Genomic DNA, 621 nt, shown 5'->3' with positions numbered 1-621 from the left:
GCGCCCGGCTCGTCGTGGGCGCAGTTGATGCGCATGCAGTTCATGCCGCCGGCGAGCAGATCGTGCACCAGCGCATAATCGAAGGCCGCCTCGCCCGGCATGGTCACCATGATGCGCACGTTGCGGCCGACCGGCACGCTGCCGAGCAGGGCCTCGGTGTGGCCGTTCAAAAGCTGGGTGCCGGCTTCGAAGCCGAACGGCGCCGGGCCGGCAGGCGCCGGCGCGGGGCGCCCGGCCAGCCGATGCAGCACGCCGAGCACCGCATCGACGCTGGCCAGCACATGCGGCTCGGAACGGCCGAGGGAAGAAAGACCGAGCCCGGCCAGGCGCGCCTGCAGCGGGCGCAGGTCGCGCTGGCGCAGGGCCAGGTAGTGGACAAGATTGCGCGCGCTGTCGCGGTAATGTGGGTGGATCGCCTCCGCTTCGCCGATCGCCCTGCCGGCGAGATCGACCAGCGCGGCACGCAAGGCGGCGACTTCCCCGATCAGGTCATCGGGCAGCGGTGGCACCTTGGCTTTCTCCATCGCTCTGGCAGCGTCAGACGCAGCGAATCGGGCCCGGATATCGCCCCAGCTGCGGATCGGCCGTGAGGAGCGTCACGCTCTCGACCTGTGCCTGGGC

At 71.0% G+C, this 621-nt stretch carries 1 protein-coding gene; it reads right to left on the bottom strand.

All coding sequences use genetic code 11. The features are described from left to right. A partial coding sequence (locus L6Q96_23390) for a pyruvate kinase (protein ID MCK6557492.1) occupies positions 1-524 on the bottom strand: 524 nt, incomplete at its 3' end. Between the last annotated feature and the right edge of the window lie 97 nt (positions 525-621).

The organism is Candidatus Binatia bacterium, assembly GCA_023150935.1.
GTDB lineage: Bacteria > Desulfobacterota > Binatia > HRBIN30 > HRBIN30 > JAKLJW01.
Note: the sequence above shows the minus strand (reverse complement) of the source record. Positions and strands in the feature narration are given on the sequence as shown.